At 68.9% G+C, this 21,612-nt stretch carries 19 protein-coding genes; 6 read left to right on the top strand and 13 right to left on the bottom strand.

The genetic code is table 11. From position 1 onward, the window contains the following. Nucleotides 1–276: 276 nt before the first annotated feature. From R9X41_RS14990 to R9X41_RS14960, 7 genes are read right to left on the bottom strand one after another with little or no spacing between them, the layout of a single operon-like run. On the bottom strand, nt 277–1,308 hold the full coding sequence (locus R9X41_RS14990) for an amidohydrolase family protein (RefSeq protein WP_318631240.1): 1,032 nt from the start codon (nt 1,306–1,308) through the stop codon (nt 277–279). A gap of 19 nt (nt 1,309–1,327) precedes the next feature. After that, nucleotides 1,328–2,344 (bottom strand): branched-chain amino acid ABC transporter permease, encoded by a 1,017-nt coding sequence (locus tag R9X41_RS14985; RefSeq protein WP_318631239.1) that lies wholly within the window; start codon nt 2,342–2,344, stop codon nt 1,328–1,330. Further along, nucleotides 2,341–3,225, bottom strand: coding sequence for a branched-chain amino acid ABC transporter permease (locus R9X41_RS14980; RefSeq protein ID WP_318631238.1), 885 nt, complete (start codon nt 3,223–3,225; stop codon nt 2,341–2,343). Before R9X41_RS14980 ends, R9X41_RS14985 begins: the two co-directional genes overlap by 4 nt. Before the next feature lies 1 nt (nt 3,226). After that, nucleotides 3,227–4,462, bottom strand: coding sequence for an ABC transporter substrate-binding protein (locus R9X41_RS14975; protein WP_318631237.1), 1,236 nt, complete (start codon nt 4,460–4,462; stop codon nt 3,227–3,229). A gap of 2 nt (nt 4,463–4,464) precedes the next feature. Continuing rightward, complete coding sequence (locus R9X41_RS14970; RefSeq protein WP_318631236.1) at nt 4,465–5,691, bottom strand: ABC transporter substrate-binding protein; 1,227 nt, start codon at nt 5,689–5,691, stop codon at nt 4,465–4,467. Between the two features lie 44 nt (nt 5,692–5,735). Further along, nucleotides 5,736–6,464, bottom strand: a complete 729-nt coding sequence (locus R9X41_RS14965) for an ABC transporter ATP-binding protein (RefSeq protein ID WP_318631235.1) — start codon at nt 6,462–6,464, stop codon at nt 5,736–5,738. Then, nucleotides 6,457–7,287, bottom strand: a complete 831-nt coding sequence (locus R9X41_RS14960) for an ABC transporter ATP-binding protein (RefSeq protein WP_318631234.1) — start codon at nt 7,285–7,287, stop codon at nt 6,457–6,459. Before R9X41_RS14960 ends, R9X41_RS14965 begins: the two co-directional genes overlap by 8 nt. A 137-nt stretch (nt 7,288–7,424) precedes the next feature. Between R9X41_RS14960 and R9X41_RS14955 the strand changes: the two genes are divergently transcribed. After that, entirely contained in the window at nt 7,425–8,195 is a 771-nt protein-coding gene (locus R9X41_RS14955) for a LysR substrate-binding domain-containing protein (RefSeq protein WP_318631233.1), read from the top strand. 40 nt (nt 8,196–8,235) lie between these two features. Further along, the gene (locus R9X41_RS14950; protein ID WP_318631232.1) at nt 8,236–9,174 is read left to right on the top strand and encodes a LysR substrate-binding domain-containing protein; all 939 of its coding nucleotides are present in this window, start codon (nt 8,236–8,238) and stop codon (nt 9,172–9,174) included. Between the two features lie 25 nt (nt 9,175–9,199). Here the strand turns inward: R9X41_RS14950 and R9X41_RS14945 are convergent, their stop codons facing one another. The 6 genes from R9X41_RS14945 to R9X41_RS14920 are packed head-to-tail and all read right to left on the bottom strand — an operon-like array spanning nt 9,200 to nt 15,277. Further along, nucleotides 9,200–10,333 carry a zinc-dependent alcohol dehydrogenase family protein gene (locus tag R9X41_RS14945; RefSeq protein WP_318631231.1) on the bottom strand — a complete coding sequence of 378 codons (1,134 nt, stop codon included), beginning with the start codon at nt 10,331–10,333 and terminating at the stop codon, nt 9,200–9,202. A 2-nt stretch (nt 10,334–10,335) separates the two neighbouring features. Further along, the gene (locus R9X41_RS14940) at nt 10,336–11,199 is read right to left on the bottom strand and encodes an isocitrate lyase/PEP mutase family protein (RefSeq protein ID WP_318631230.1); all 864 of its coding nucleotides are present in this window, start codon (nt 11,197–11,199) and stop codon (nt 10,336–10,338) included. Between the two features lie 44 nt (nt 11,200–11,243). Continuing rightward, on the bottom strand, nt 11,244–11,849 hold the full coding sequence (locus R9X41_RS14935; protein WP_318631229.1) for a 3-isopropylmalate dehydratase small subunit: 606 nt from the start codon (nt 11,847–11,849) through the stop codon (nt 11,244–11,246). Next, nucleotides 11,846–13,249, bottom strand: a complete 1,404-nt coding sequence (gene leuC, locus R9X41_RS14930) for a 3-isopropylmalate dehydratase large subunit (protein ID WP_318631228.1) — start codon at nt 13,247–13,249, stop codon at nt 11,846–11,848. Before leuC ends, R9X41_RS14935 begins: the two co-directional genes overlap by 4 nt. Beyond that, complete coding sequence (locus R9X41_RS14925) at nt 13,249–14,265, bottom strand: Bug family tripartite tricarboxylate transporter substrate binding protein (protein ID WP_318631227.1); 1,017 nt, start codon at nt 14,263–14,265, stop codon at nt 13,249–13,251. The genes leuC and R9X41_RS14925 overlap by 1 nt, the downstream gene beginning before the upstream one ends. 22 nt (nt 14,266–14,287) lie before the next feature. Beyond that, the gene (locus tag R9X41_RS14920; protein ID WP_318631226.1) at nt 14,288–15,277 is read right to left on the bottom strand and encodes a Bug family tripartite tricarboxylate transporter substrate binding protein; all 990 of its coding nucleotides are present in this window, start codon (nt 15,275–15,277) and stop codon (nt 14,288–14,290) included. A 211-nt stretch (nt 15,278–15,488) separates the two neighbouring features. Here R9X41_RS14920 and prpR point away from each other — a divergent pair, with 211 nt between their 5' ends. The 4 genes from prpR to kdpB all read left to right on the top strand — a co-directional run bounded on the left by prpR (nt 15,489) and on the right by kdpB (nt 21,606). Beyond that, nucleotides 15,489–17,423 (top strand): propionate catabolism operon regulatory protein PrpR, encoded by a 1,935-nt coding sequence (gene prpR / locus R9X41_RS14915; protein WP_412556614.1) that lies wholly within the window; start codon nt 15,489–15,491, stop codon nt 17,421–17,423. A 196-nt stretch (nt 17,424–17,619) separates the two neighbouring features. Further along, nucleotides 17,620–17,718 (top strand): K(+)-transporting ATPase subunit F, encoded by a 99-nt coding sequence (gene kdpF / locus R9X41_RS14910; protein ID WP_318631225.1) that lies wholly within the window; start codon nt 17,620–17,622, stop codon nt 17,716–17,718. Between the two features lies 1 nt (nt 17,719). Beyond that, nucleotides 17,720–19,519, top strand: a complete 1,800-nt coding sequence (gene kdpA, locus R9X41_RS14905; protein ID WP_318631224.1) for a potassium-transporting ATPase subunit KdpA — start codon at nt 17,720–17,722, stop codon at nt 19,517–19,519. Further along, nucleotides 19,516–21,606, top strand: a complete 2,091-nt coding sequence (kdpB, locus tag R9X41_RS14900; protein WP_318631223.1) for a potassium-transporting ATPase subunit KdpB — start codon at nt 19,516–19,518, stop codon at nt 21,604–21,606. The genes kdpA and kdpB overlap by 4 nt, the downstream gene beginning before the upstream one ends. The last annotated feature ends 6 nt before the right edge of the window (nt 21,607–21,612 follow it).

Below are 21,612 nucleotides of genomic sequence, written 5' to 3'. Positions count from 1 at the left end.
GCCTCGACCCGCGAAGCGGGGCCATGGCTCTGGATCAACCCTTGTCCAAACTGTTGCCGCTAGAGCGTTCGAAGGCACATTCCCCAGGCCGAGCGAAGCAATGGCCCGACCGAGCTTCGAGCTCGTCTTCAAGGGTTTTTCTTTGGTGACTTTCTTTTGTCCCAACAAAAGAAAGTTACCGCGGGTCTGGGGGCGCGCAAGCCCCCAGCTCCACCCTACGAACAGTAGAAGAAAAGAAAAAAGACAAGCTGCCCCAGCAAAGAGCAAACCCCAACTTCAAATCCGATAAAACACCCGCGCAGTACCGTCAAACAGCGCCTCCCGTTCGCCAACGGACGCCCCCCCCACCACCCGCTTGAAGGCATTCCAAAGCACGGTGTACCCACACATCCCTTTATCGACAGGAAAGTTGCTCTCGAACATGCAACGCTCTGCCCCGAAAGCTTCGATGCAGGTCTCGATGTAGGGCCTCCAGGCAGCAGCCAGCTCCTCGGACGAAACAGGCGCTGCAGCAGAAGCGAACGGAAAGCCGGTCCGCGGCATCGCCAGCCCGCCCAGCTTGACATGCACATTGGCACAACGAGCCAATGCCAGCATGTCCCGGCGCCAGACATCGAACACCTCCGCCCGCCGCCCGGCGAACGGCCCGATCCCCAACGGCCCGCCGACATGGTTCAACACGACAGGCGTCTCCGCACAGTCCTGCGCCAGCCGGATCGCATCGCCCAACTGCGTGTGATACAGCCAGAGATCCAGGCTGTAGCCCATCCGGGTCAAGGTCCGCACCCCGGCCTGGAAATCCGCCTCCAGCACGAGCCCGGCAGGCGGCCCGTCCGCAGGCCCGGCCAGCACCGGGTCGTCGCTCCACGCGGCCCGGCAACGCACGCCCCGAAACCGCCCCTTGCCCGCCTCGGCATGCGCGGCCAGCACCTCCTCGACCCGCTCGCCGAGCTGCAGATCGGCCCAGCCGACGATGCCCTGGCACACGTTCACCCCCTGCCGGGCCGCATGCTCGGCCTGCGCCACCGCGAACTCGGTCTCGCCGACCGGGCGCAGATGCACCGGCCCGTCGGCGCGATAGCGGGCCTTGCATTCGACGAGCACCGTCGCCTCGACCGCGTGGCCGCCACGCAGGTCGGCCAGCAGGTCGCCGGCGTGGTAGGGCGCGCTTTCCTCGTCCCAGAAATGGTGGTGGGTGTCGACGATGCGCTGCTCCGGCAGCAGCACTTCCTCCTGCGTCAGCGCGAGCCAGTCCGGACGGATCTGCGGGAAGTTGCTCTTCTTGTAGCGGGGGTCGAATTTATCCATGGCGGCAAGATTGAAAGGCTCAGGCCTCGGCGTTGACGGAAAGCGGCTTTGCCGCGGTAGCGGCTTCGCGGCGCGCGCGGCGCCACTGCCAGAACGAGCGGGCGCTGCCGACGATGCCCTCGCGGAACATCAGCACGCAGGCCATGAAGATCAAACCCATGATGAGCGTGACCCAGGAGCCCAACCCCGAGAGGTAATGCTCCAGCGACACCACCACGGCCGCGCCCACCAGCGGGCCGAAGATGGTACCCATGCCGCCCACCAGCGTCATCAGCACCGCCTCGCCGGAGGTGGACCAGTGCACGTCGGTGAGGGTGACCAGCTGGAACACCAGGGTCTTGGTGGCGCCGGCCAGGCCGGCGAGCGAGGCCGACAGCACGAAGGTCACCAGCTTGTAGCGCTGCACGTCGTAGCCCAGCGAGATGGCGCGCGGCTCGTTCTCGCGGATGGCCTTGAGCACCTGGCCGAAGGGCGAATGCACGATGCGGTGCACCGACCAGAAACCAAAAACGAAGATGGCGAGCACGAAGTAGTACATGGCCAGGGGGTTGTCCAGGTCGATGAAGCCGAGCAGCTTGCCGCGCGGTATGCCCTGGATGCCGTCTTCCGACCCGGTGAAGGGCGCCTGCAGGCAGATGAAATACACCATCTGCGCCAGCGCCAGGGTCACCATCGAGAAGTAGATGCCCTCGCGCCGGATGGCCAGCCGGCCGACCACGAAACCCAGCACGGCGGCGGTGGCGGTGCCGGCCAACAGGCCGAGCTCGGGCGGAAAACCCAGGCTGCGCACCGAGTAGCCGCAGATGTAGGCCGCGCTGCCCAGAAACGCTGCATGGCCGAAGGACATCAGCCCGGCGAAGCCGAACAGCAGGTTGAACGCGCTGGCGAAGAGCGCGAAGCAGTAGATCTTCATCATGAAGACCGGATACACCACCAGCGGCGCCGCCAGACTGGCCAGCAGCAGCAGGACGATGGCCGGGCCGCGCAGGCGGGCCAGGCGCGACGGGGTGGGGGAGGTCGTGTGCGTGTGGTTCATTTGGCGGTGCCGAACAGGCCGGAAGGACGGAACATCAGCACCACCGCCATGATCGCGAAGATCACCACGTTGGAGGCCGGCGGGTAGTACACGCGGGTCAGGCCCTCGACCACGCCGAGCAGCAGGCCGGTGACGATGGAGCCGAGGATCGAGCCCATGCCGCCGACCACCACCACCGCGAACACCACCACCACGATGTCGGCGCCCATCAGCGGGCTGACCTGCACCACCGGCGCGGCCAGCACGCCGGCGAAGGCCGCGAGCGCGGCGCCGAAGCCGTAGGTGAGCGTGACGATCAGCGGCAGGTTGATGCCGAAGGCCTGCACCATGCCGGGGTTTTCGGTGCCGGCGCGCAGGTAGGCGCCCAGGCGGGTGCGCTCCACCACGTACCAGGTCGACAGGCAGACCGCCATGGAGGCCACGACGACCCAGGCACGGTAGTTGGGCAGCCGCATGAAGCCCACGTCGGTGGCGCCGCGCAGCAGTTCGGGCGGGCTGTACGACAGGCCGGTGACGCCGTAGGAATTGCTCGCCAGGCTCTGCAGCACCTGGGCCATGCCGAAGGTCAGCAGCAGGCCGTAGATGGGGTCGAGCCTGCGCAGGTGGCGGATCATGGTGCGCTCGAAGACCATGCCCAGGCCGCCCACGGCCAGCGGCGCGACCAGCAGCGCCAGCCAGTAGTTGATGCCCAGGTAGTTGAGCGCCATCCAGGTGAGCAGCGCGCCCAGCATGTAGAGCGCGCCGTGGGCGAAGTTCACCACGTTGAGCAGGCCGAAGATGATGGCCAGTCCCAGGCTCAGGATGGCGTAGAACGAGCCGTTGACCAGCCCGATGAACATCTGCCCGAGCAGGGCCTGGTGGGGAACGCCGAAGATGTCCATGTCAGGGTTTCCGGATGAGCGGGCAGGTGCTCTTGGCCAGCGGCTGGAAGGCCTGCTCGGCGGGAATGGTGGCCAGCACCTGGTAGTAGTCCCAGGGTTTCTTCGACTCGGCCGGCTTCTTGACCTGCACCAAGCGCATGTCGAACACCATGCGGCCGTCCTCGCGGATGCGGCCGCCGTGGGCGTAGAAGTCGTCGACCGGCGTTTCCTTCATCTTCTTCATGACGGCCGCCGCCTCGTCGGTGCCGCCGGCCTGCACCGCGCGCAGGTAGTGGGTGATGGACGAGTAGATGCCGGCATGCACCGCGTCGGGCATCTTCTTGAAGCGGGCGAAGAAGCGTTCGGAGAACTGCCGGGTGCCGGCATCGGCGTCCCAGTAGAAGGCTTCGTTGAGGATCAGCCCCTGCGCCGCCTGCAGGCCCAGGGCGTGCACCTCGGGAATGAAGGTCACCATGGCGACCACCTTCTGCGTCTTGTTCAGGCCGAACTCGTTGATCGCCTTGAAGGCGTTGACCGAGTCGGTGCCCGAGGCGATGAGCGCGACCACCTTGGCCCTGGACGACTGGGCCTGCAGCACGTAGGAAGAAAAGTCCGGCGAATTCAGCGGAAATCGCACGCTGCCCACCACCTTGGCGCCGGCGGCCTTCACCGCGGCCATGCCGTCGCGCTCGACACCGTGGCCGCCGGCGTTGTCGAGCGTGATGAAGAACCAGCTGTCGCCTCCTTGCTTGGCCACCGCGTCGACCAGGCTGTACGACTGCGAATAGGCGTCCCAGGAGGTGTGCACCGTGTTGGCGTTGCAGGCGTCGTTGGTGATGCGCGAGGTTCCGGCACCGTTGACGAAGGCGATGCGGTTCTTCTGCCGCGCGATCTCCATGACGGCCAGCGCGATCGGCGAGCTGGCCAGGTCCAGGATCGCGTCGACCTGCTGGGTGTCGAACCACTGGCGCGCGGTGTTGGCGGCCAGGTCGGGTTTCATCTGGTGGTCGGCCGAGACCACGTCGACCGGCAGGCCGAGCACCTTGCCGCCGAAGTCCTCGACCGCCATCTGTGCAGCCAGCACCGAGCCGGGGCCGGCGAGGTCGGAGGTGGGGCCGTTCATGTCGGTGAGCACGCCGAAGCGCACCCGGCCGTCGGAGATCTTCGGCGCGGTCTGGGCGGCGGCGGGAATGGCCAGGGTGCTCAGGCCGATCGACACCAGCAGGGCGGCGATCCAGTGGTGGGCGGGGCGTTCCATGGTCACTTCTTCACCAGGGTGCAGGTGCTTTTGGACAGCGGCTGGAAGGCCTGGTCCGCCGCAATGGTGGCGACGATGTCGTAGTAGTCCCAGGGTTTCTTCGATTCGGCGGGCTTCTTGACCTGCACCAGGCGCATGTCGAAGACCATGCGGCCGTCCTCGCGGATCGACCCGCCGCGGGCGTAGAAGTCCTTGACCGGCGTCTCCTTCATCTTCTTCATGACGGCGGCCGCGTCGTCGGTGCCGGCGGCCTGCACCGCGCGCAGGTAGTGGGTGATGGACGAATACACGCCGGCGTGCACCGCGTCGGGCATCTTCTTGCTCTTGGCGAAGAAGCGTTCGGAGAATTTCCGGGTGTCGGCGTCGGTGTCCCAGTAGAAGGCCTCGTTGAGGATCAGCCCCTGCGCGGCCTGCAGCCCGAGGCTGTGGATCTCCGGCAGGAAGGTGACCATGGCGACCACCTTCTGCTGCCTCGTCAGGCCGAACTCGTTGATCGCTTTCACCGCGTTGACCGTGTCCGCGCCCGAGGCGATCAATCCGATCACCTTGGCCTTGGAGGCCTGGGCCTGCAGCACGAAGGACGAGAAATCGGCCGTGTTCAGCGGAAAGCGCACGTTGCCGACCACCTTGGCGCCGGCGGCCTTGACGGCGGCCATGCCGTCGCGCTCCACGCTCTGGCCACCGGCGTTGTCGAGCGTGACGAAGAACCAGCTGTCGCCGCCCTGTTTCACCATGGCGTCCACCAGGCTGTAGGACTGCGAATAGCTGTCCCAGGAGGTGTGCACCGTGTTGGCGTTGCAGCTGTCGTTGGTGACCCGTGAGGTGCCCGAGCCGTTGACGAAGGCCACCTTGTTCTTCTGCTTGGCGATCTCCATCACCGCCAGCGACACCGGCGAGCTGACGAGGTCGACGATGGCGTCGACCTGCTGGGTGTCGAACCACTGGCGCGCGGTATTGGCGGCCAGGTCGGTCTTGTTCTGGTGGTCGGCCGAAACGATGTCGACCGGCGCGCCCAGCACCTTGCCGCCGAAGTCTTCCACCGCCATCTGCGCGGCCAGCAGCGAGCCGGGGCCGGCGAGGTCGGAGTACACGCCCGACATGTCGGTCAGCACGCCGAAACGCACCCGGCCGTCGGAGAGTTTGCCGCCGGCCGGCTGCGCGGCCAGGGAACAGGCCAGGCCGGCGGCGGCGATGCCGGCGGCGAGGCGTCGAAGGGTGGTGGATGTCATGTTTGTCTCCGTCGTCGTTGTTGGCCTGTCGGGTAGCCAGGGCGTCAGACGCCCAGCCACTGGTGCAGTTCGTCGGCGCGTTCTGCCAGTTCGTGCCGGCCCAGCACCGCCTTGATGCGCCCGTGTTCCATGAAGAAATGGCGGTCGGCGATGCCCGAGGCGAAGCGGAAGTTCTGCTCCACCAGCACGATGGTGAAACCCCGCTGCTTGAGCAGTCGCAGCACCCGGCCCAGCGTCTTGACGATGACCGGCGCCAGCCCTTCGGTGATCTCGTCGAGCAGCAGCAGCTTGGCGCCGGTGCGCAGGATGCGCGCGAGCGCCAGCATCTGCTGCTCGCCGCCGGACAGCCGGGTGCCGGGGCTGTGCCGGCGCTCCAGCAGGTTGGGGAACATCTCGTAGATCTCGTCGATCGTCATGCCGCCTTCCTGCAGCACCGGCGGCAGCAGCAGGTTTTCTTCGGTGGTGAGCGAGGCGAAGATGGCGCGTTCCTCCGGGCAGTAGCCCACGCCCAGCGGCGCCATGCGGTGCGGCGCCAGGGCGATGGTCTCCACGCCGTTGACCACCACCGAGCCGCGCCGCTGGCCGACCATGCCCATGATCGACTTGAGCGTGCTGGTGCGGCCGGCGCCGTTGCGCCCGAGCAGGGTGATCAGTTCGCCGCGCCGCACTTCCATGTCCACGCCGTGCAGCACGTGCGATTCGCCGTACCAGGCGTTGAGGCCGCGGATGCGCAGCGGCACGGCGGCGGCGTCCAGGGGGGAGGCGTCAGTCATCGGTCTGGGTTCCTACATAGGCTTCGAGCACCGCCGGATTGCGCGACACCTCCTCGTACGGCCCTTCGGCCAGTACCGAGCCGCGCTGCATGACGGTGATGGTGTCCGAGAGCGTGGACACCACGCCCAGGTTGTGTTCCACCATGACGATGGTGCGTTGTGCCGCCACCTTGCGGATCAGCGCGGTGACGGTGTCGATGTCCTCGTGGCCCATGCCGGCGGTGGGTTCGTCGAGCAGCATCAGCTCGGGCTCCATCGCCAGCGTGGTGGCGATCTCCAGCGCGCGCTTGCGGCCATAGGCGAGGTGGACGGTGGCGGTGTCGGCGAAGCCCTGCAGGTCGACCTCGCCGAGCAGGCGCATGGCGGTGTCGTCGAGCACACGCAGGCTTTTCTCGGAGCGCCAGAACTGCGTGGCCAGCCCCGCCTTGCGTTGCAGCGCCACCCGTACGTTCTCCAGCACGGTGAGCTTGGGGAACACCGCCGAGATCTGGAAGGAGCGCACCACGCCCTGGCGGGCGATCTGCACCGCGCTGTCGCGGGTGATGTCGCGGCCGTTGAACAGGATGGTGCCGCTGCTGGGCTGCAGGAACTTGGTCAGCAGGTTGAAGGTGGTGGTCTTGCCCGCGCCGTTGGGGCCGATCACCGCGTGGATGGTGCCGCGTCGCACTTTCAGGTTCACGTCGCACACGGCGGCGAAGCCCTTGAACTGCTTGCCGAGGCCGCGCGTCTCCAGGATGAAGTCGTCCGGGGCGGGGCTTTCACCGGCCTGCGGATGGCGCGGGGCAGGGCGCGGCTGCAGTCCGGCTGGAATGCTGTCTGGCATGCGTTTGTCTCCGTCTTCACGGCACCGGGGCCGCTGTTTGGCGCGAAGTGTGGAAGCCGGTCGCACGCATCGCAACCGATAGCAGGTATGAGCGAAACGCGGTGTTCGGGCGGTGCGCGGCTTTTCATAATTCCGGCATGGAACAGGGTCTCGACCACTCGCGCATCGCTGCGGAACCGGCCACGCGGAGAGGGCTGTCAGTGGGCGTGCCGCCGCTCATCGCCGAATCGCTCGTCGTGCCGGTGGTGCGCCGTTTCGTGCGGCAGAACCCGGGTCTGGCGCTGCGCCTGCACGAAGACCCGAGCGTGGAGCTGCTCGACCTCACCGCGCTCGGCGAGATCGACCTGGCCATCGTCTACAACGTGTCGCCGCGCGCCGCGCTGCAGCTGGAGACGGTGGCGCAGGACGACCTGCAGCTGATCGGCGCCGCGCACCGCCCGCCGATGCGCACGCCCGGGCCGATCGCGCTGGCCGAGGTGCTCGGTCTGCCGCTGTTCATGCCGCGCTCGGGCGCCGGGTTGCACGGCATGCTCGACGAGGCGGCGCGCCAGCGCGGGGTGATGCCCGACATCTCCTTTCGCATCGACGGCATCGCGCCCATCCTGAGCCTGGTGCGCGAAGGCCTGGGTTTCACCTGCCTGCCGTATTCGGCGGTGGCCTCGCGCATCGCCAACGGCGAACTGCGCGCCCGGCCCATCGTCGACCCGGTGCTGCCCGGCGTGCTGTCGATCGCGGCCAGCGCCACGCGGCCGCGCAGCGACGCCATGGAGCGCTTCTGTCGCTGCATCCGCGACGAGCCGATCCTGCGCCTGAGCGACTCGGCCCGGCGGCGACCGGGCTCCGCCTCGATCGACGAAGCGCGAATAACAGGTATGAGTACCGATGCGCGAAGGGCGGCGCCTCCTTAGGATGAAACGCATATCAACGAAGGCATCCGCTTGCCGCCCCATGGATCTGCGCCAGCTCCGTTATTTCATCGCCATCGCCTCAGCCGAAAGCCTGTCGCGCGCATCGGTCACCGTCGGGGTCACGCAGTCGGCGCTGACGCGCCAGCTGCAGCTGCTCGAAGAAGAGCTCGGCCTGCCGCTGCTGCGGCGCACCGGCCACGGCGTGACGCTGACCGAGGCGGGCGAGCGTTTTCTGGAGTCGGCCAACGACATCGTCACGCGCGCCGACGGCGCGGTGCGCGAGATGCAGGCCATGCGCAAAAGCACGGCCGGCAGCGTGGTGCTGGGCATTCCGCCGATGCTGGCCGAGACCCTGCTGGTGCCGCTGGTCAGCCGCTTCAGCCACGACTTCCCCGACGTGTCGCTGCGGGTGCGCGACGCCATCAGCGGCTACATCCTCGAATGGCTGATTGCCGGCGAGGTCGACGTGGCGGTGGTCTACAACGTGCCCAAGCGGGCCAAGCTGGCGCTGGAAACCCTGATCTCCGACGAGCTGATGCTGGTCGGCGCGGCCGGCCACGGGGCCATGACCACCGACGCGCCGATCGACCTGGCCGAGGCGCTCAAGCTACCGCTGGTGCTGCCCAGCCCGCACCACGGCCTGCGCGACGTGATCGACACGGCGGCGGCGCTGCTGCCGGCGCAGCCCAACATCCGCCTGGAGGTGGAGGGCATGCATTCGCTGATTCGGCTGGCCGAGGAAGGCTTCGCCTACACCTTCCTGCCCTTCGGTTCCATTTCGTACCACGTGGCCCACGGCCTGCTGGCCGCGCGCCCCATCGTCAACCCGACGGTGCCCAGCGTGCTGTCGGTGGCCATGTCGACCAAGCGGCCGGCCACGCAGGCGATGAAGCAGCTGTTCCGCTACATCCGCGAGGACGTCGGCCGGCTGCTGGAAACGCAGGTCTGGCAGGAACGCAAGCCGACGGCCGAGGCCTGAGCCCCGGCCCCGGCCTTTCGGGGCTTCAGAGTTCGGGGAACACCACGACCTGGCGCACGGCCTTGCCTTCGTGCAGCTGGTCGAAGCCCTGGTTGATGTCGTCGAGCTGCAGCCGGCCGCTGAGCAGGCGGTCCACCGGCAGGCGGCCCTGGCGATAGAGCTCGATGTAGCGCGGAATGTCACGCGAGGGCACGCAGGTGCCGATGTAGCTGCCCTTGAGCGTGCGCTCCTCGGCCACCAGGCTCACGGCCGGCAGCGCCATGGTGGCGCCGGCCGGTGGCAGCCCGGCGGTGACGGTGGTGCCGCCACGCGCGGTGATGGCATAGGCCAGTTCCAGCGCGCGGATCGATCCGGCGAACTCGAAGGCGAACTCCACGCCGCCGCCGCTCAGTTCGCGGATCCTGGCCGCCGCGTCGGTATCGCGCGCGTTGACGGTGTGGGTGGCGCCGAGCTCGCGGGCCTGGGCCAGCTTGTCGTCGGACAGGTCCACCGCCACCAGTTGCCGCGCACCGGCCGCACGCGCACCGATCAGCGCGGCCAGCCCGACGCCGCCCAGGCCGATGACGGCCGCGCTCTGGCCGGCCTGCAGCTTCGCCGTGTTGATGACGGCGCCGACACCGGTCAGCACCGCGCAGCCGAAAAGCGCCGCTTCCACCAGCGGGATGTCCGCGTCGATCTTCACCACCGAGTGGCGCGACACCACCGCGTGGTCGGCGAAGACCGAGCAACCCAGGTGGTGGTTGACCGGCTGGCCGACCTGCGAAATGCGACGCGCGCCCGACAGCAGCGTGCCCGCGCCGTTGGCCGCGGCGCCGGGCTCGCACAAGGCGGGGCGGCCGCCGGCGCAGGGCTGGCAGTGGCCACAGCTGGGCATGAACACGACCACCACATGGTCGCCCACGACCAGGTCCTGCACGCCGGCACCGGTCTCCACCACCACGGCCGAAGCTTCGTGGCCGAGCGCCATCGGCATCGGCCGGGGGCGGTCGCCGTTGATGACCGAGAGGTCGGAGTGGCACAGCCCGGCGGCGGCGATGCGGATCAGCACCTCGCCCGGGCCGGGCGGCGCGAGTTCGACTTCCTCGATGCGCAGCGGGCGGCTGTCGGCATAGGGATAGGCTGCGCCCATTTCGCGCAGCACGGCGGCTCTGGCTTTCATCTTCAGCGGGCCCAGCGTTTCTCGAAGTTCCACACTTCCTCGAAGCCGATCAGGCTGCAGAACTCGTTGAAGTCGGCCAGGGGAACGTCCGGGCTCAGGCTGGTGCCCGACTGCTTGAGGTTGCGCAGCGCGGCTTCCATGGCGGCGGCGGCGGCCAGGCTGGTCATGGCCGGGAAGATGGCGAGCGAGTAGCCGATCTCTTCGAGCACCTTGGCCGGCAGGATCGGCGTCTTGCCGCCGTCGGCCATGTTGGCGAGCATGGGTTTGTCGAAGGCGGCGCAGGCACGGCGCATCTCTTCCTCGGACTGCGGCGCCTCGAAGAACAGGATGTCGGCGCCGGCCTTGTCGAAGGCCTCCAGCCGGCGCATCGCCTCGTCCACGCCCAGGCTGGCGCGGGCGTCGGTGCGGGCGATGATGAGGAAGTTCTCCTTGTCCTCGCGCGCCTCGGCGGCCACCTTGATCTTCTCGACCATGTCCTCCACCGGCACGCAGCGCTTGAACGGCGTGTGGCCGCACTTCTTGGGGAATTCCTGGTCCTCGATCTGGATGGCGGTGACACCGGCGGCCTCGTAGCCGCGCACCGTGTGGTGCACGTTGAGCAGGCCGCCGTAGCCGGTGTCGGCGTCGGCGATGACGGCCGCCTTGGTGGTGCGGCAGACGGTGCGCATGCGGTCGACCATCTCGGTATAGGTGGCGATGCCGGCGTCCGGCAGGCCCAGCGCGGAGGCGGTCAGCCAGTAGCCGCTGCCATAGACGAAGTCGAAACCGACCTTGTCGGCCATGACCGTGGCGATCATGTCCTGCACGCCGGGGATCACCAGGAATTCGCCGGCGGCGAGCTTCTGCTTGAGGAGGGGATTTGCCATGAAGGGAAGTTTCTCTTGCGGTTGTGATGAATGGAATCGGGGAATCAATCGATCCGGGCAAGCCAGGGCTGCTCGGATTTGACGCGGTCCTCGTAGGCCTGCAGCGCGTCGGTGTAGTGCAGGGTGCGGGCGATGTGGTCTTCGGCCGACAGCAGCTGCTCGGCATGGCCCTCGGCCAGCACCACCGGCAGATCGAGGTCGCCCGGCAGCTGCAGGGTGCGCGAGGCGATGTCGAGCCGCAGTTCGGCGCCGGGGTTCGCGGCCAGGGCCTTCACCAGCGTGGCATGGTCGTCCGGGGACAGCGTGGCGGCGACCACGTCGTTCTTCACGCAGTTGTTGCGGAAGATGTCGCCGAAGGACATCGCCAGCACCGCCTGCACGCCGTAGTCGGCCAGCGCCCAGACGGCTTGCTCGCGCGAGGAGCCGCAGCCGAAATTGACCGCGCCCACCAGAAAGCGCGGCGGCTCGGCGGCCTGCATGAAGGCCACTTCCGGTCGCGCGTCGGCGCGCCAGTCGGCGAACAGGTAGCGGCCCATGCCGCTGCGCTGGGTCAGCCGCAGATAGGGCGCGGGAAACAGCGCGTCGGTATCGATGTCGTCGCGGTTGATGAGGGCGGCATGGCCGGCCACGGTGGTCACGCTGCGTTTCATGCCATCACCTCGCGCGGGTCGGTCAGCCGGCCGCGCAGGGCCGAGGCGGCCACGGCGGCGGGGCTGAGCAGGTGGGTGCGGCCACCCTGGCCCTGGCGGTTCTCGAAATTGCGGTTGGAGGTGGAGGCGCAGCGCTGGCCCGCACCCACGCTGTCGCCGTTCATGCCGATGCACATCGAGCAGCCCGATTCGCGCCATTCGAAGCCGGCGTCGACGAAGACCTGGGCCAGCCCTTCGGCCTCGGCCTCGTGCTTGACCTGGGTGGAGCCCGGCACCACCAGGCCGCGCACCCCGGCGGCGATGCGCTGGCCGCGCACGATGCCGGCGGCCGCGCGCAGGTCTTCGATGCGGGAGTTGGTGCAGGAGCCGATGAAGGCGATGTCGATCGGCACGGACGACATCGCCTGGCCGGTCTCCAGGCCCATGTAGGCCAGGGCGGCGGCGATGCGTTCCTGCTCGGTGGCGTCGCCCGCGGGCGTGCCGTCGCCGACCCGGCCGGTGAGCGCGGCGCTGTCGGCAGGCGTGGTACCCCAGGTGGCGGTGGGCACCACCGCTGCAGCGTCCATGGCGACGCGGCGGCGGTAGTCGGCCGGGTCGTCGGTGTGCAGGTGGGCCCAGGCGGCGACGGCGGCGTCGAAGTGCTCGCGCGCCGCGCCCTTCACCCGCTCGCGCAGGTAGGCGATGGTGGTGGCGTCGGGGGCGACCAGGCCGAAGCGCGAGCCGGCCTCGATGGTCATGTTGCAGAGGGTCAGCCGCGCCTCGATGGACAGGGCGCGCACGGCGGGGCCGTAGTACTCGATGGCATGGCCCACGCCGCCGCCGGTGCCGATGCGGTGGATCACGGCCAGGGCCAGGTCCTTGGCGTAGACGCCGGGCCCCAGGGTGCCGGCGATCTCGATGCCCAGCGTGAGCGGCTTGCGCATCCACAGGCTCTGGGTGCTCATCAGGTGCTCGACCTCGGAGGTGCCGACCCCGCAGGCCAGCGCACCGAGGGCGCCGAGCGTGGCGGTGTGGGAGTCGCCACAGGCCACGGTGGAGCCGGGCAGCACCCAGCCCTGTTCCGGCGCGACCACGTGCACGATGCCCTGGCGGGCGTCGTCGAGGTCGAGCAGGCGCATGCCGGTGCGGCGGGCGTTGCCGCGCAGGGCCTCGATCTGCGCCGCGCTCTCGGGGCTGGCGATGTAACTCAGCCGGTCGGCGGTGGTGGGCACGTTGTGGTCCTGCACCGCGATGTGCCGCGCGTTGGAGCGGATGCCCCGGCCGGCCTCGGCCAGCGCGGTGAAGGCCTGCGGGCTCGACACCTCGTGCACCAGGTGGCGGTCGATGTAGACCAGCTCGTCGCCGGCGTCGTTGCGGGCCACCCGGTGGGCGTCCCAGATCTTGTCGAACAGCGTGCTCATCAGTCGATCCGGATGTTGGCGGTTTTCACGATCGCCTTATAGCGGTCCAGGTCGTAGGCGATCTGGCGGCCGTATTCCTGCGGCGTGCCGGGTGTGGCGACGATACCGAGGGCGGCCAGGCGCTCGCGGGTGTCGGGCATGCGCAGCACTTCCTGCAGAGCGCGGTCGAGGCGGTCGACGACCGGGCGCGGCGTCTTCGCCGGGGCGAGCAGGCCGACCCAGGAGTCGAAGACGAAGTCTTTCACGCCGCTCTCCAGCAGCGTCGGTATCTCCGGAAAGGCCGGCGTGCGTTCGGCCGACGACACCGCGATGGCGCGCACCTGGCCGCTCTTGATGAAGGGCGCGGCGCCGGCGAGCGCCGGGAACAGCATCGGCAACACGCCGCCGACCACGTCGGTCAGCGCCTGGCCGCCACCCTTGTAGGGCACGTGCACCAGTGGAATGCCGGTGCGCTGCTTCAGGCTTTCGCCCGCCAGATGCGTAGTGCTGCCGGTGCCCGAGGTGCCGAAGGAGATGCCGCCGGGCTGGCTCTTGCCCCAGGCCATCAGCTCCTGGAAGTTGTGCGCCGGCACCTGCGGGTTGACCACGATCACCAGCACCGCGTTGCCGATCTTGCCGATGGGCGCGAAGTCCTTGATCGGGTCGAAGGGCACCTTGGCATAGACGTTCGGGTTGACCACCATGGTGCCGTCGTAGCCGAGCAGCAGGGTGTAGCCGTCGGGGTCGGACTGGGCGACCTGCTGGGTGCCGATGTTGCCGGCGGCGCCCGCCCGGTTGTCCACCACCACCGGCTGGCCCAGCACCTGGCCGAGCTTGTCGGCGATGAGCCGGGCGCTGGTGTCGGTGACGCCGCCGGTGCCGAAAGGCACCACCAGACGGATCGGCCGCGAGGGAAAGGGCGTCTGCGCCTGGGCGATGCCGCTGGCGGCGCATACGCATGCAAGGCCGGCCTGCAGAAGGCCGCGCCGGTCGGGTGCGAAAAACCCCCGGGCGGGGGCGGTGTCGAGTCGCTTCATCGTGATGCTCCCGGGAAATGGCTCAGTCGAGCTGGATGTTGGCGGCCTTGACGATCGTCCTGTTCTTGGCGAGGTCGCGCACGATCTCCGCTCCGTAGGCGTCCGGCGTGCCAGGAGTGGCGACCACGCCGAGCGCGCTCAGGCGCTCGACCATCTCGGGCGTGCTCAGCACCTTCTGCATGGCGGCGTTGAGCTTGTCGATGATCGGCTTGGGTGTCTTGGCGGGCGCCAGGAAACCGACCCAGGAACTGATTTCGTAGTCCTTCAAGCCGAGCTCGATGAAGGTCGGCACATCCGGCAGCGCGGGGGCGCGCTGGCGGGAGGTGACGGCGATGGGGCGCAGTTGACCACCCTTGATGAAAGGCATGGCACCGGTCACCGAGGCGAAGGTCATGGGCAACGTGCCGCCGACCACGTCGGTGAGCGCCGGGCCGCCGCCCTTGTATGGAATGTGGGTCATCGGCATGTTGGTGCGCTGGCGCAGCATTTCGCCGGCCAGGTGGGTGGTGCTGCCGGTGCCGGCGCTGCCGTAGGACAGGCCGCCCTGCGTGTTGCGCGCCAGGGCCTGCAATTCGGTGAGGTTGTGCGCCTGCAGCTTGGGGTTGATCACCGCGATCAGCAGCGCGTCGCCGATCTTGCCGATCGGCGCGAAGTCCTTGACCGAATCGAAAGGAACCTTGGCGTAGACGCTCGGGTTGATCACCAGCGTGCCGTCGTAGCCGAGCAGCAGGGTGTAGCCGTCGGGCTCGGCCTGCGCCACCTGTTGGGTGCCGATGTTGCCGGCGGCGCCCGCGCGGTTGTCCACCACGATCGGCTGGCCGATGGCCTGGCCGAGCTTCTCGGCCACGATCCGGGCGGTGGCGTCGGTGACGCCGCCGGTGGCGAAGGGCACGACGAGGCGGATCGGCTTGTTGGGATAGTCGGACTGGGCCTGGGCGGCGTTCAGGCCGCAGGCCAGGAGGACGGCCGCGCCGAGGAGGCGGCGGCGAGTGCGGGTGGCAATGAGGGTCACGTGGCTTTGTCTCCGGTTTTTCTGATGTGCGCAGCGAGGTCGCAACGCGGAACCATCGAAGACATTGCAGGGCACGTGCCACCGGCAAGACGCTTGCAAGTGCTTGATTCGCTTGACCCTGTCAGGGTCGGCCCGGACAGACGGATGTCGCATCGCGAACCAATAATGTTTCACCGCGCGACATCGGCATTCCAGAGACAAGAAAAGCGACATGAGTTTCATCCCCACGACCCCGTCCGGCCCGCGACCGCGCCTGTGCTTTCTCGGCTACCGGCACCTGCGCGAGTTCTCCGCCCCGGTCATCGCCGAATACCACGACCGCGCGGACATCGAACTCATCGACGCGACGGTGCACGACACCATCGCCTATGCCCAGGAGCGCATCCGCCACGGCGGCGTCGACGCCTTCATCAGCGGCGGCGCCAACGGCGGCCTGCTGCGCCAGCAGGTGCGCGCGCCGGTCGCCACCATGCAGCTCGGCGGGCTCGACGTGCTGCAGGCGCTGATCCGGGTGCGGCACCTGTCGCCGCGCGTCGGCGTGATCGTCTATGGCCAGACGCTGCCCGAGCTCGACGCGATCCACGACCTGCTCAACATCGAGCTGGAGCAGCGCGCCTACCTGACGCCCACCGAGGCGCGCCGGCATTTCGACGAACTGCACGGCGCGGGCTTTCCGGTGATCGTCGGCACCAGCCTGGCGGTGGAGATGGCCGAAGCCGCCGGGCTGGTGGGCGTGATGGCGTATTCGCTCGACAGCATCCGGCGCGGCTTCGACGAGGCGATCGAGCTGGTGCGGGTGGCGCGCATGGAAGCCGACCGCTACGCCCAGCTCAACGGCGTGCTGCACACGCTCGAACACGCGGTGCTGGCGGTGGACCGGTCCAACCAGGTGATCGCGGCCAACCCGCCGATGCAGCGGGTGCTGGGGGCCGGCGGCGGCTCGCTGCTCGGCCGCGACCTGGCGCTGCTGGACAACGACCTGTCGCTGCAGGGCACGCTCGACAGCGGCGCTACCGAGCGGGCGCGCGTGCTCACCATCGGCGGGCGCCACTGGGTGGCCAACCGCACGCCGATCCGGGTCAACGGCGAGATCTGCGGCGCGGCGATGACGCTCTACGACGCCATCGCGATCCACGAGGCCGACAACAGCCTGCGTATGCAGCAACGCCGGCAACAGACCTCGGCCCGCCACCGCTTCGACGACCTGGAGGGCGCGAGCCCGGACTTCGTGCGCGCGGTGGACGCGGCGCGGCGCTTCGCCCGCACCGACCTCACCGTGCTGATCAGCGGCGAAAGCGGCACCGGCAAGGAACTCTTCGCCCAGGCCATCCACAACGAAAGCCCGCGCGCCGGCAAACCCTTCGTGGCGGTGAACTGCGCGGCCCTGCCCGAGAGCCTGCTGGAGAGTGAGCTCTTCGGCTACGAGGAAGGCGCCTTCACCGGCGCGCGGCGCGGCGGCAAGCGCGGTTTGTTCGAGGCGGCGCACAGCGGCACGGTGTTTCTCGACGAGATCGGCGACATGCCGCTGTCGCTGCAGACCCGGCTGCTGCGGGTGTTGCAGGAGCGCGAGGTGGTGCGCGTGGGCAGCGCCAGCCCGATTCCGGTGGACCTGCGGGTGATCGCCGCCACGCACCAGCCGCTGGCCGACATGGTGGCGCAGGGGCGTTTTCGGCAGGACCTGTTTTTTCGCATCAACACCCTGCGCCTGGGCCTGCCGGCGCTGCGCGACCGGCCGGCCGACGTGATGCCGATGGTCGAGCACCGGGTGCGCCGCAACCTCTCACGCCTGGGCGTGGAGGCGCCGCGCGACGCCTTGCGGCCGGTGCGGGCGCTGCTGCAGGGCTACACCTGGCCGGGCAATGTGCGCGAGCTGGAAAACGTGTGCGAACGGCTGGCGGTGTTCATGGCTCAGTTTCCGGCCGCCGGTACGGTCGACTGGAGCGGCCTGGCCTACGAATGCCCGGAGCTGTTCGAGGCCGCCCGCATCGAAGCACCGGAGGCGGAGCAGGGCGCGGACGACGACCGGGGTGCCCGGGCGCGCGCGGTGCTGGCCCGGCATTTCGGCAACCACCAGGCGGCGGCGCGGGCCATGGGCGTGAGCCGGTCGACGCTGTGGCGCTGGCTGCGAACCACCGGGCCTTTATGAATTCTTTATAGCCGGGCCGTCGTTCTTGACGGCTCTTTTATGCCGGCTTTCCTACGCTCGAGCCATCGTTCGCAGGAGTCGTCATGGACCTCGTTTATCTCGGCGGCATCGCCGTCTTCTGGGCCGCTGTCGCGGCCCTCGTCATTGGCCTGGACCGCTTGCGGCCACGCACCGCCCCACAGCAGGGAGACCGGTCGTGATCGCCACCGAAGTCCTCTACGGCGGCGCCGGCCTGCTGGTCGCGCTGCTCTTCGTCTACCTGGTCTGGGCGCTGTTGCGCGCCGAGGAGTTCTGACATGGACACCTCGGCCTGGACCCTGCTGATCGTCTTTCTGCTGGCCCTGGCGTTGCTCGCCTGGCCGGTCGGGCGCTACATGGCCGCGCTCTGCGACGGCACCCATCCGCGCTGGATGCATTCCGCCGAATCGGCCCTGCTGCGCCTGGCGGGCGTGGCGCCCGGCGCCGACGGTGGATGGAAGCCCTACGCCCTGGCGCTGCTGGCGTTCAACGTCGCCGGCGCCTTCTTCGTCTATGCGGTGCAGCGGCTGCAGGCCTGGTTGCCGCTCAACGCCGACGGCATGGCCGCGGTGTCGCCGGACTCGGCCTTCAACACCGCGATCAGCTTCGTGGCCAACACCAACTGGCAGGGCTATGCCGGCGAGGCGACGATGTCGCACCTGACCCAGATGGTGGCGCTGGCCGGGCAGAATTTCTTCTCGGCGGCCACCGGCATCGCGGTGGTGTTCGCGCTGTTCCGGGGCTTCGCCGCTCGCTCCACGGGCCGCGTCGGCAATTTCTGGGTCGACATCACCCGCATCACCGCCTGGCTGCTGGTACCGCTGTCGCTGGTGCTGGCCGTGGCGCTGGCAGGGCAGGGCGTGATCCAGAATTTCCAGCCCGCCCGCACCGTCGACACCCTGGAAAGCCAGACCTGGCAGGCGCCGAAGCTCGATGCCGAGGGCAAGCCGGTGGTCGATGCGGCCGGTGCGCCGGTGACCGAGGCGAGGAGCGGCGCCACCCAGACCATCGCCATGGGTCCGGTCGCCTCGCAGGAGGCGATCAAGATGCTGGGCACCAACGGCGGCGGCTTCTTCAATGCCAACTCAGCCCACCCGTTCGAGAACCCGACCGCCATCAGCAACCTGCTGGAGATGCTGGCCATATTCCTGATTCCGGCGGCGCTGTGCCTGGCCTTCGGCCGCGTGGTCGGCGACCGCCGCCAGGGCTGGGCGGTGCTGGCCGCGATGACGGTGCTGTTCGTGGCGGCGGTGGTGGCGGTGATCCCGGCGGAGCAGGCGGGCAACCCCGTCTTCGCCTCGCTCGGCGTAGACCAGGCGGCCGGCGCCTTGCAGGCCGGCGGCAACATGGAAGGCAAGGAAGTGCGCTTCGGCATCGACGCGTCGGCGCTGTTCGCGGCCATCACCACCGCCGCTTCCTGCGGTGCGGTGAACGCCATGCACGATTCCCTGACACCGCTCGGCGGTCTGGTGCCGCTGGTGCTGATGCAGCTCGGCGAGGTGGTCTTCGGCGGCGTCGGCACCGGCCTCTACGGCATGCTGGTGTTCGCCATGCTGGCGGTGTTCATCGCCGGGCTGATGATCGGCCGCACGCCGGAGTACCTGGGCAAGAAGATCGAGGCGCACGAGATGAAGCTCGTCTCCATCGCCATCCTGGTCACGCCGCTGCTGGTGCTGGTGGGCACCGCCGTCGCGGTGATGGCCGATGCCGGCCGCGCCGGCGTGGCCAACCCGGGCGCGCACGGTTTCTCGGAAGTGCTCTACGCGCTGACCTCGGCGGCCAACAACAACGGCAGCGCCTTCGCCGGACTGTCGGCCAACACGCCCTTCTACAACACGCTGCTGGCCATCGCCATCTGGTTCGGCCGATTCGGCGTGATCGTGCCGGTGCTGGGCATCGCGGGGGCGCTCGCCAGCAAGAACCGCCTGCCGGCCAATGCCGGAACCATGCCGACGCACGGTCCGCTTTTCGTCGTCTTGCTGATCGGCACCGTGCTGCTGGTCGGCCTGCTGAACTATGTGCCCGCCCTGGCGCTGGGCCCGGTGGTCGAGCACCTGATGCTCTGGAAACAATCATGAAAACCGCTTCCCCAACGCTGGCGCTGCTCGACCGCGCCCTGGTCGTGCCGGCTTTGCGCGACGCCTTCAAGAAGCTCGATCCGCGGGTGCAGTGGCGCAATCCGGTGATGTTCGTCGTGTATGTCGGCAGCATCCTCACCACCTTCCTGTGGGTGCATGCCTTGCAGGCGCCGGCCGACGTGGCGTCGGCGCCGTGGTTCGTGCTGTCGGTGGCCGTCTGGCTGTGGTTCACCGTACTTTTCGCCAACTTCGCGGAGGCGCTGGCCGAGGGCCGGAGCAAGGCTCAGGCCGCTTCGCTCAAGGGCTTGAAGAAATCGACCTGGGCCAAGAAGCTCAAATACCCGGTGCACGGTGCCGAGTGGACCCCCGAGCAGGCCGAGAACCTGCGCAGGGGCGACGTCGTGTTGGTCGACGCACAAGACCTGATTCCGCTCGACGGCGAGGTCATCGAAGGCGTCGCCTCGGTCGACGAGAGCGCGATCACCGGCGAATCGGCGCCGGTGGTGCGCGAATCCGGCGGCGACTTCTCCTCGGTGACCGGCGGCACCCGGGTGCTGTCGGACTGGCTGGTGGTGCGCATCACGGTCAACCCGGGCGAATCGTTTCTCGACCGCATGATCGGCATGGTCGAAGGCGCCAAGCGCAGCAAGACGCCCAACGAGATCGCGCTGACCATCCTGCTGGTGGCGCTGACCATCGTGTTTCTGGGCGTCACGGCCACGCTGCTGCCGTATTCCATCTTCAGCGTGCAGGCGGCCGGCGCCGGCACGGTGGTGAGCCTGACCGCGCTGGTGGCGCTGCTCGTCTGCCTGATTCCCACCACCATCGGCGGGCTGCTCTCGGCCGTGGGCGTGGCCGGCATGAGCCGCATGATGCAGGCCAACGTGATCGCCACCTCGGGCCGCGCGGTCGAAGCCGCCGGCGACGTCGACGTGCTGCTGCTCGACAAGACCGGCACCATCACCCATGGCAACCGCCAGGCGGCATCGTTCACCGCCGCACCCGGCCTGACCGAGCGCGCAGTGGCCGCCACGGCAGCGCTGGCCTCGGCCGCCGACGAAACGCCCGAAGGCCGCAGCATCGTCGCGCTGGCCGCACGGCTCGGCTTCTCGGCGCCGGCTGCACCGGCAGGCTCCCAGGCCGTGCCCTTCACCGCCCAGACGCGCATGAGCGGCATGGACCTGGCAGCCACCGCCAGCGACCCCGCCCGCACCCTGCGCAAGGGCGCCGTGGAAGCGGTACGCCGCCATGTCGAGGCCATCGGCGGCCATCTGCCGGTGGAGCTGACCCGCGCGGCCGACGAGATCTCGCGCCGGGGCGGCACGCCGCTGGCGGTGGCCGACGGCGCCACGGTGGTGGGCATCGTCGAGCTCAAGGACATCGTCAAGGCCGGCATCCAGGAGCGCTTCGGGGAGCTGCGCCGCATGGGCATCCAGACGGTGATGATCACCGGCGACAACCAGCTCACCGCCGCGGCGATCGCCGCCGAGGCCGGCGTGGACGACTTCCTGGCCGAGGCAACGCCCGAGGACAAGCTGGCGCTGATCCGCCGCTACCAGTCCGAGGGCCGGCTGGTGGCCATGACCGGCGACGGCACCAATGACGCACCCGCGCTGGCCCAGGCCGACGTGGCGGTGGCGATGAATTCGGGCACCCAGGCGGCCAAGGAGGCCGGCAACATGGTCGACCTGGACTCCAACCCGACCAAGCTGCTGGAGATCGTGGAGACCGGCAAGGCGCTGCTCATGACGCGGGGCTCGCTCACCACCTTCTCCATCGCCAACGACGTGGCCAAGTACTTCGCGATCATTCCGGCGATCTTCGTGTCGACCTATCCGCAGCTCGGCGCGCTCGACGTGATGCGCCTCGGCAGCCCGTCGTCGGCCATTCTGTCGGCGGTGATCTTCAACGCGCTAATCATCGTGGTGCTGATTCCGCTGGCCCTCCAAGGCGTGGCCTACCGCGCCGTCGGCGCCGCCGCGCTGCTGCGCCGCAACCTGGCCCTCTACGGCCTGGGCGGCCTGATCGTTCCCTTCATCGGCATCAAGGCCATCGACCTGCTGCTGGTCGCCTGCGGCCTGGTTTGAGGAATC

It is taken from the genome of Xylophilus sp. GOD-11R (assembly GCF_033546935.1).
GTDB lineage: Bacteria > Pseudomonadota > Gammaproteobacteria > Burkholderiales > Burkholderiaceae_C > Xylophilus.
The sequence above is the reverse complement of the archived record's forward strand: the minus strand, read 5'-3'. Positions and strand labels throughout refer to the sequence as shown.